Source organism: Rivularia sp. UHCC 0363 (genome assembly GCF_034931125.1).
Lineage (GTDB): Bacteria > Cyanobacteriota > Cyanobacteriia > Cyanobacteriales > Nostocaceae > Rivularia.
Map to the genome: position 1 here is coordinate 24266 of NZ_JAYGHM010000085.1, position 8853 is coordinate 33118.

At 41.5% G+C, this 8853-nt stretch carries 6 protein-coding genes; 4 read left to right on the forward strand and 2 right to left on the reverse strand.

The window, feature by feature from the left end; genetic code table 11:
- Positions 1–85: 85 nt before the first annotated feature.
- Entirely contained in the window at positions 86–2269 is a 2184-nt protein-coding gene (locus VB797_RS30890) for an OmpA family protein (protein WP_323241602.1), read from the forward strand.
- A gap of 415 nt (positions 2270–2684) precedes the next feature.
- The gene (locus VB797_RS30895) at positions 2685–5051 is read left to right on the forward strand and encodes a hypothetical protein (protein ID WP_323241603.1); all 2367 of its coding nucleotides are present in this window, start codon (positions 2685–2687) and stop codon (positions 5049–5051) included.
- Between the two features lie 36 nt (positions 5052–5087).
- Here VB797_RS30895 and VB797_RS30900 read toward each other — a convergent pair whose 3' ends face one another.
- On the reverse strand, positions 5088–5345 hold the full coding sequence (locus VB797_RS30900; protein WP_323241604.1) for a MoaD/ThiS family protein: 258 nt from the start codon (positions 5343–5345) through the stop codon (positions 5088–5090).
- Between the two features lie 149 nt (positions 5346–5494).
- Between VB797_RS30900 and VB797_RS30905 the strand changes: the two genes are divergently transcribed.
- Together VB797_RS30905 and VB797_RS30910 are read left to right on the forward strand one after the other, a co-directional pair.
- Complete coding sequence (locus tag VB797_RS30905; protein ID WP_323241605.1) at positions 5495–5680, forward strand: hypothetical protein; 186 nt, start codon at positions 5495–5497, stop codon at positions 5678–5680.
- A gap of 178 nt (positions 5681–5858) precedes the next feature.
- A complete protein-coding gene (locus VB797_RS30910) occupies positions 5859–6782 on the forward strand; it encodes a histone deacetylase (protein ID WP_323241606.1) in 924 nt (307 codons plus the stop codon).
- Between the two features lie 42 nt (positions 6783–6824).
- Here VB797_RS30910 and nblS read toward each other — a convergent pair whose 3' ends face one another.
- A complete protein-coding gene (gene nblS / locus VB797_RS30915) occupies positions 6825–8783 on the reverse strand; it encodes a two-component system sensor histidine kinase NblS (protein WP_323241607.1) in 1959 nt (652 codons plus the stop codon).
- Between the last annotated feature and the right edge of the window lie 70 nt (positions 8784–8853).

Sequence of the window (8853 nt, forward strand, 5' to 3'; positions counted from 1 at the left end):
TTTGCTTTACGAGCTTATTTTTCCATATTTCCTGTGTGGAAAAGCTTTTACCTCGAATGTCTTCAGTAAAACAACGGCAATGATAATGTATAAAAAAAATAAAAATAATTCTTTTGAACCGCTCAGTGCAGCAAAACGTTTATTAATAAGCGTACCAGTTTTATTGTTAACGGCTCCCAATATTGCTTTTGCTCAACCTGCAACAGCTTTAAGCTTGAGTGTAGTAGTCAACAGCAACCAAGATGGCACAATTCAGCCCGATGATATGTTGACATTACGCGAAGCAATTGCGATCGTCAACGGTGATTTACCATTAGATAAACTTAGCGCTGCGGAAAAAGCTTTAGTCTCATCCGGGAATCAACCTCGAATTAGCTTCCAACTTCCCCCGACACAAACTACAATCCGTTTAGAAAGCGTTCTCCCACCTTTAACAACTCCCGGATTAATAGTTGACGGTACCTCTCAACCGGGTTACGAAGCGAATAAGTCAGCAACCGCAGAAATTGAAATTCCGGTTCCAGTAGTAGAAATAACTTCTGCTGCTGATAAAGAAGTGTTTCGCGGTTTAATAGTGACTGCTGATAATATTACGATTCAAGGATTGAGCTTACACGGCTTCAGTTCCCAACATCGCGATACCGCTAGTTTACCTCCAGGGGATATTATTGTTGCAGATTTCAAAACTTTGGAGATCCCCCCAACCCCCCTTAAAAAGGGGGGCGATTCAACCCCCTTCTTAAGGGGGTCGCTCTTAGCGGGGGGATCTCAACCTCCGAAAAATACAATCATCAAAAATAACTGGTTGGGTATTACACCACTAGAAAAATTTCCTCAGAAGACTTCGGCTTTTGGGGTTTCGGTATTTAATGCTACGAATACAACTATCAGCCGCAACCGCATCGCCAATCATGAAGGTAGCGCAATTATTACCGGCAAACTAGCGGAAAATACTCAGATTAAAGAAAATATTATCGTTGGTAACGGCATCGCCGGAATGCCCGATGCGATTAGATTAGAAGGTCAAATCGATAATTCTCAAATTACCTCAAATCTAATTTGCGCCAACGATGGCAGCGGAGTATACTTATTTAAGCCAGAAGGCTCAGTACAAATACAGTCAAATAACATTAAATTAAACGGTAGACGCTTACGACGAGCGGGGGTTTACTTGATGGGTAACAATCATCAGGTAGCTAATAATCAAATTAACAATCAACCCGGTTCTGGAGTTGCGGTAACAGCTTATCCCGACAGTAAAGGAAACATTATTAGAGATAACAGCTTTGCCAATATCGAAGGATTGAGTATCGACCTCAACTACAGAAATACTGCCAGCGTCCGCGACTTCCAACGAGGAGACGGCCCCAACCCACCCCGCAACTCCGCAAATCGTCGCTTAGATAGCGCTAACGGTGCCATCAACGCACCAGAATTTCTCAGTTCTGAATTTATCATTATCGACGGTAAAGTCAATATCGATGGGAAAGCCGACCCAGGTAGCGAAATTGACATTTACCGCGTTGTTCCTAGTAGCAAACAGCAAATAGATTTATACCCTGCTTATTCCGCACTTGGGGAAGTAATTGCCAGAGTTCAAGCAGACGAAAAAGGTAGATTCAAAGCCACCTTTACAGATTTGCAACCGGGGGAAATAGTGAGCGCGATCGCCACTTTGCCAAAATACGGAACCTCAGAACCAGCAGCGAATTCCATCATCAAATCCGTCAATTCCGACCAAAATCCTCAACCCCCAACCCAAAATTTTGAAAGTCCCAACTGTACAACCCGTCCAGTTACCCCACCACCAGTAATTCCAGAACCGACACCTATCCCAGAACCAACACCAATACCCGAACCACCCAAACCAATTCGTTTGAGCGTACCCAGAAATATTCACTATGCATTAGATAAAGACTTTATTAGTCCCAAGAGTGGAGAAATCCTGGATAAAATTGCCCAAATAATGCAGCAATATCCCACCATAGTTATTGAGTTGCAGGGACACACTGACTCTCGTGCTAGTGACGCTTATAACCAAGATTTAGCCAAACGAAGAGCGACAAACGCGAGAAATTACTTAATTAAAAAAGGTATCCCATCCGAAAGAATGACAATACGTTCCTTCGGGGAAAGGAAACTAAGAACCGAAGAAAGCGATCGCGTTGACTACGCTCGTAACCGTCGAGTTGAGGTGATTTTCTTCGACGTTAGGGGAATAGATATTGAATTTGAAAACCAAGAAGGAGATTTGCAGATAGAAAAATAATCACACCCGTTAATTATGTCCCCGTAACCCAATCCACACCCGTCAATCATGTCCCCATAATCCACACCTGCCAATCATGTAGAGACGTAGCAGTGTTACGTCTCCCAACATCCCGAACTTAACAAACAACCCCAGCATCTAGGACATAACAGACAAATCCAGTATCCCGGACACAACAAACAACCCCAGTATCTAGGACAACCACAGCCGAGATATAAATCGTAACCACAGCCGAGACAATGAGATGTTGCACTGCAACGTCTCTACATCAATCCCTCAATACAACACAAAATATTTTTTACGTAGTAATTATACGGAAGTCAAAAACCGGAAACAAAAGTTTTAATGCCAGTGTATAAGCAACTTTAAATCATTTTTATATTTATATCGTTAAAAGCAATTTATCACCTGCATCATGAAATCATTATTTAACTATCTAAGGGAAATGTCTACAGCGCGATCGCCCAAACAGAAGATAAAAAAGAAATCGCTTGCTAGTCTTGCGCTGATACTCTGCACCTGGGGTTACACGACAGCACCAGCACAAGCGGAAGGTAGTAGAAATTTATATCCTCAAGGTGCAACTGGTTCCAGAGCTAACACTGAATGGCGGAAAAGTAACAGTTATGGTCCAACTACACCTGTAAATAATTCTCTTCTGCGTCGCACACTGTTACAAGTCTATGCTAAATCAGGAGAATACATACTCTTGGGTTCTAGTGCTGTTGGCGTAGGTCAAGGTGATATTCTCATTTACGGCAGCAAATTCGGTAGAGTTGGTGATGAATCCTTATCCGATCTTAGATTCCAATGTACTCAACAAAGAACAAATACTAACAACACCAATCAAGGTAAGATTACTAGCCGCAGCCAAGAACTAGCCGGACCAGATACGATAACAAATGAAGCAAACGCTACTCCAGGCAAACAAGTTACTAATGGCTATGTTCCTTGTTATTACAAAGCCCTATCTGATGGAATTTACTATGTAGTTTTCTACGGACCGAGTGGTGGTAACTCGGATGTTGATCCTAGTAATACAGATATTACAGGAGAGATTAATTTAAGCGGTTCCAATAACTTCAATGCTCAACAAAAAACTAGTGTAGCCGCATGGGACGTAACGGTACGCAGTAGTCTGACTTCCACAACAGATATTAATGGGCGATTATTCACTGATTACTTAGCTCTATTTACAGGGAATAATGGCAGACCCATGAATTCTATTTTCTATACTGTTACCAATGATGGTTATAGATATAAAACTGACCTGAATGGTTTAGACCCCAATGGGTTTGTAATTTATGGTAACGATATCGGCTACTATGACCGCGACGGTAAGTCACCGCTTTACCGTAACGTGCTGGGCAATAATGGTAACTTAACAACTCTTGAAGGTGATACCAATTTTGCTTTACCTACTCACGTCATCTTTTTTAGCAATCCTCAAACGAATGCTGAGGCAGATAACGCTATCATAGCTCGTGGTATCCCTCTAATACCTACAGCACCCATAGTCAACAATCTTAGTTATGCAGGTACCGCAGGGAGCAACAACTCTAAGCAAAACACAGGCGGAGATTTTACCTTCCAAAGCAATGTCGCAGGTATTTACGAAATAGTCATTAGCAGAAACGGTAATAATGTTGACCCTACAAACACACAAAACCGGGTACTGCGAGGAAAAATGACATCTGGTGGAACGCAAATCGTTAAGTGGGATGGGAAGGACAACGATGGCAATTATTTTCCCTTGGGGACAAACTACCCGGTGAGAATCAGAATTCATGCTGGAGAATACCACTTTCCACTGATAGATGCCGAAAACAGTACTAACGGAGGACCGAGTTTTACGCTTCTTAATGCTGCAAACCCTTTGGGAAATACCGTAGGATTCTACGACGATCGCGGCTATCGCACATTGCCCAAGGATGGAGAAGCAAAGGGAGTATTGGTAGGAACACAGGGAAGTGTGCTATGTGGACTACAACCACCATCAATACCTAATAGCAACCCTGTAAACGGATTTGTCTCTACCAGCGCTCAACGGGCATTCGGCGCAGATCCTGGTGTTAATAAAAATAAATCTTGTGAAGGCTCCTTTGGGGATGCTAAAGGGTTGGATGTATGGACTTTTTTCCCTAGTGAATTTGTAACAACATCTTTGAATATTGTCGCTATCACTAATAATCCAAAGATATTACTAGTAAAACGCATCACGGCAATAAATGGCGATCGCAATAAAAACCCCAACCCCAACGAAAATACACCACTCAATCAATTCGTCGATGATACAGTTTCTACTCATAAAGATGACGACAACCATCCTTATTGGGCAAATAACTACCTAATTGGTGCAATTAATGGCGGTAAAGTCAAACCCAATGACGAACTAGAATACACCATCTATTACCTCTCCGCAGGCAGCACTCCAGCGAAAAATGTACTATTTTGCGATCGCGTTCCCGAAAACGTTACTTTCATCCCCAATAGCTTTAATAATCAAGCTCAAGCAACAGGAGGATTACAAAGCGCAGATAGAGGTATTTTATGGTTAAAAAATGGTTTGACAGAATCTTTAACTAATGTTGCAGATGGTGACGTAGCGCAATATTTCCCTCCTAGTACTGAACCTTCTACCATTTATCCCAATATTGACTGCGGAGGTCTAAATACAAATGGTGCAGTTGTGGTAGATTTGAAGGATTTACCTAGTGCTACAGGTTCTGGTGAGCCGAATACTTCTTATGGATTGGTTCGTTTTAGAGGAAGAGTGAAGTAATTTGTACAGACGCGACATCTTATGTCTACATTACGATCATCCCCCACTGACGGGAGGAATCAACACCACTTCATCCCCATCATGTAAAAGAGTATCTGGTTCGACAAAAATCAAATTTACACCAAACCTGGTTACATCTCGCCATTTTTCTAGTTCGGGATGTTCTTCAATTAAATGTTCTCTCACTTGCAATACCGAAGTATTCGCGGGAAACTCTAACATTAATTCCGATTCGTTATAAGCTTCTTGATAAGCCGCAAATAGTTTAACGGTGATTTTTATTGAATTGGGCATGGGGTATTGGGGATTGGGGATTGGGGATTGTCTTCCCAATAATTATTATTGTCGAAAAGGGAATATTATCTCATTCTTTAGATAGTGTGTTATATCCAGAGCATCTTCTAAGGTGATAAGTTAAGTTACATCGGAAATAAGAAAAGAATATGAGCGAAGATACAGCAAAGAATCAAGCTGAAAAACAAAATCCTCAAGAAGAAGCTCCAGAATTAAGTCCGGAAGTACTTGACAAAATTAAGCATCCTGCGTCAATCAACAACACGCTTCTGAACCAATCCCCTGACGAACTCAAAGGAAACCCCGCAGTATCACCCGAAATGCTGGACGATTAATAATAAGTTAGGAGTGAGGAGTTAGGAATTAAAAACAATTAATTTTCCCCCCTCTCCCCATCCCCCCCATCTCCCCCTCCGGGTTGCGCCACTTGCTACAAGTCGGGGAACCCGCCCAACGCAGTGGCTTACCATCTCCCCATCTCCCCATCTCCCCATCCCCCCATCTCCCAATTCCATGTTCTCCCTGATCTACTCTGACGAATTTCTTGAACATTTAACCGGAAGCGGACATCCGGAAAAGCCGGAACGTTTAAGCGCGATCGCAACTGCTTTGAGGTCAGCTGCTTTTTCTCAACAGATTGAATGGATCTTACCAACTCCCGTGAGCGAAAATTCACCGATTCCTCTAATTGAAGAAATCCACTCACCGCGCTATATCCGTAAAGTTAAGGAGATTGCTGCTGATGGGGGTGGCTTTTTGGATACGGATACCTGTGTTTCTCCTCGCAGCTATGATGTGGCTTTGTTAGCAGTGAATGCTTGGTTGGATGGGGTGGATATTGCCCTCGAAACTGGTAAACCGGCTTTTGTATTAGCACGTCCTCCGGGACACCATGCAGAAAGTGATTATGCAATGGGATTCTGCTTGTTTTCTAATGCGGCGATCGCAGCTTTCCATGCTTTGAAAAAATCGGAAGTTAACCGTGTTGCTATCCTGGATTGGGATGTACATCACGGTAATGGAACTCAAGCAATTGTCGAAAATAATCCCCAAATTGCTTACTGTTCGCTGCATCAATATCCCTGCTATCCCGGAACTGGGAAATCTTCGGAACGGGGTATCAATAATAATGTGTTAAATTTACCCATACCTCCGGGTAGTGACATTAGCATTTATCAACCTGCATTTGAGAAAGAAGTATTGCCCTTTTTATCCAGCTTTCAGCCAGATTTACTGATCGTCAGCGCTGGTTACGATGCAAATGCTGACGACCCTTTAGCAAGGATAAATCTACAACCGCAAGACTACGGTTTATTTACTCAATATTGCTTAAAAGTAACTAGTAAAATCGTATTTGGTTTAGAAGGTGGTTATGATTTACCAGCACTTTCGCGATCGGTAGTAGCAACCGTTGAGTCAGTTATTAATCATCAATGAACAATTCTATACTTTTGATTGATAACTCCTAACTCCTAAAGGTTACTGAGCTTGTCGAAGTACTCCTAACTTTTCACTGTTAACTGCTAACTGCTGACTGTTAAGAGTTTCTTCAAATACTTCCAAATCAAACCAAAATGTGGTACCAATACCCACTTCGCTAACCAAAAATACTTTACTGCGATGTTTATCTTCAAGAATATTTCTGACAATTGATAATCCTAAACCCGTACCTTCAAGGGTATGAACTAGATTTTCCACACGGAAAAAACGGTCGAAAATTGCTTGTTGGTCAACTCCAGCGATACCAATCCCTGTATCACAAATTTCTACTCGGACGCAGGGGGGTGTAGAATTCTGTGATTGTTGCGATCGCAGTTGGTAAGCTCGGAGTGCGACTTTTCCACCGGCTTTAGTAAACTTGAGTGCGTTACCAACTAGGTTTGCCAACACTTGCAATAGTAAATCGTAATGTCCTCTTACTAAAGGTAAATTTGGAGCTACATCTTGAATCAAGTCAATTTTTTTATCTCTAGCATTTAATTGGTAAGTACGCAATGTTTGTTCGACTGCTTGTCCTAAATCGACTCCATCCAAACTATAGCTGCGTCCAGATTCCAACTTTGATAAATCTAAAACGTCATTAACTAAACGAGTCAGTCTATCTGTTTCATTATTAACGGTTTGTAAAAATTCTTTGCGCTGTTCGACACCCAAATCTTCACCAAATTCATGTAAGGTTTCAATAAAAGATTTGATATTAAATAAAGGTGTGCGTAATTCGTGAGAAACGTTACTAATAAATTGACTTTTTGCTTCATTTAACTCTACTTCACGAGTAATATCCTGGATAGTAATCGCAATACCTTTAATGCTTTCTCGCTGCTGATTAATTACCGTAGTTAAAAGAATGCGAATAGTTCTTTTTACTGGTTGATTTATCGTAATCCGAAATTCGGCGCTTTCTAGTTCTCCGGCTGTCATTTGGTGCAAATAGCGGTTAATTTCTACCTGCATCGGAGAAGGTAAATGTTGTAAAATCGTATTGCCAACTACTTGAGTTTCTTCCCAACCAAAAATTCTTTTTGCTGTAGAATTGGCTAATATTACCTGCATATCGTTGTCAATCAAAACTGCACCATCGGCAATAGTAGAAACCAAAGTTTCTAACTTAGCTTTTTCAGCAGTTAGTTCTTCAATATTTTGTTCTTCATAGCCCTCCAAACGCTCTCCCATTTCGTTAAAATTGACAATTAACTCTTTGAGTTCTCCTGAAAATTGTAATTCGATGCGCTGTTTGAAATTTCCCGCAGCAATTTGTTTTACACCCGCTAGTAATTCCTTAATTGGCTTGGTAATAGTCAAAGCATTAATTACCCCTCCCAAAATGACCATTACCCAAATCGAGATAAAAACTGCGATCGTCACATCGCGGGTAAAGTTGTTAGAGATCACAGCAGTTTGGTTGGGATTAATCCCCACTGCTAACACACCTAAATACTTACCATTTGCTTTCAAAGGGATAAACACATCAGTAACTTCCCCATCCGGTGAAACATGGTGACGCACCATTGGCTTTTCCGCATCAGCAGCGTAATCTTCGGGTAATTCAATCCTGCGTTTAATAGTCAGCGAATTTCCTACTTCCGGTTCCCAAAAAGGAATACCAAAAAAGATTTTTCCAGTTTCATCAGCATAAAGCAGGTAGCGGACGCTAGAAGTACTGCTGTAGAAGCGTTGAGAAAACTGGGCTATCTCAGTGTAATTTTCATCGGCCATGAAAGGTACAACATTTGCAGCCAGCAACAAACCCAAATCCCGTCCAAAACGAGTGTCATTGAGACGTGCATCCTGCTGAATTGTATTTACGGCCCAAAACGTCAGACCGCTCATCACCAACGATACAACCAAGGTAACAGCCGCCAACAGCCTTGTTTGGAGATTAAAATCCGACCACCAATTAGCGATCGCGTCTGTAATTGTTTTTATAAGAACCAGCATTTTAAAATAAATATTGGGCATGGGACATAGTTAAAGGTCAAAGGTTGAAGGTTAATTTATAACTCTTAAC

Bases quoted from the DNA above. Each gene is read 5' to 3' on its own strand.
- VB797_RS30910 (WP_323241606.1), top strand. From the start codon at position 5,859: ATGTTCTCCCTGATCTACTCTGACGAATTTCTTGAACATTTAACCGGA.
- VB797_RS30890 (WP_323241602.1), top strand. From the start codon at position 86: ATGTATAAAAAAAATAAAAATAATTCTTTTGAACCGCTCAGTGCAGCA.
- VB797_RS30895 (WP_323241603.1), top strand. From the start codon at position 2,685: ATGAAATCATTATTTAACTATCTAAGGGAAATGTCTACAGCGCGATCG.
- VB797_RS30905 (WP_323241605.1), top strand. From the start codon at position 5,495: ATGAGCGAAGATACAGCAAAGAATCAAGCTGAAAAACAAAATCCTCAA.
- nblS (WP_323241607.1), bottom strand. From the start codon at position 8,783: ATGCTGGTTCTTATAAAAACAATTACAGACGCGATCGCTAATTGGTGG.
- VB797_RS30900 (WP_323241604.1), bottom strand. From the start codon at position 5,345: ATGCCCAATTCAATAAAAATCACCGTTAAACTATTTGCGGCTTATCAA.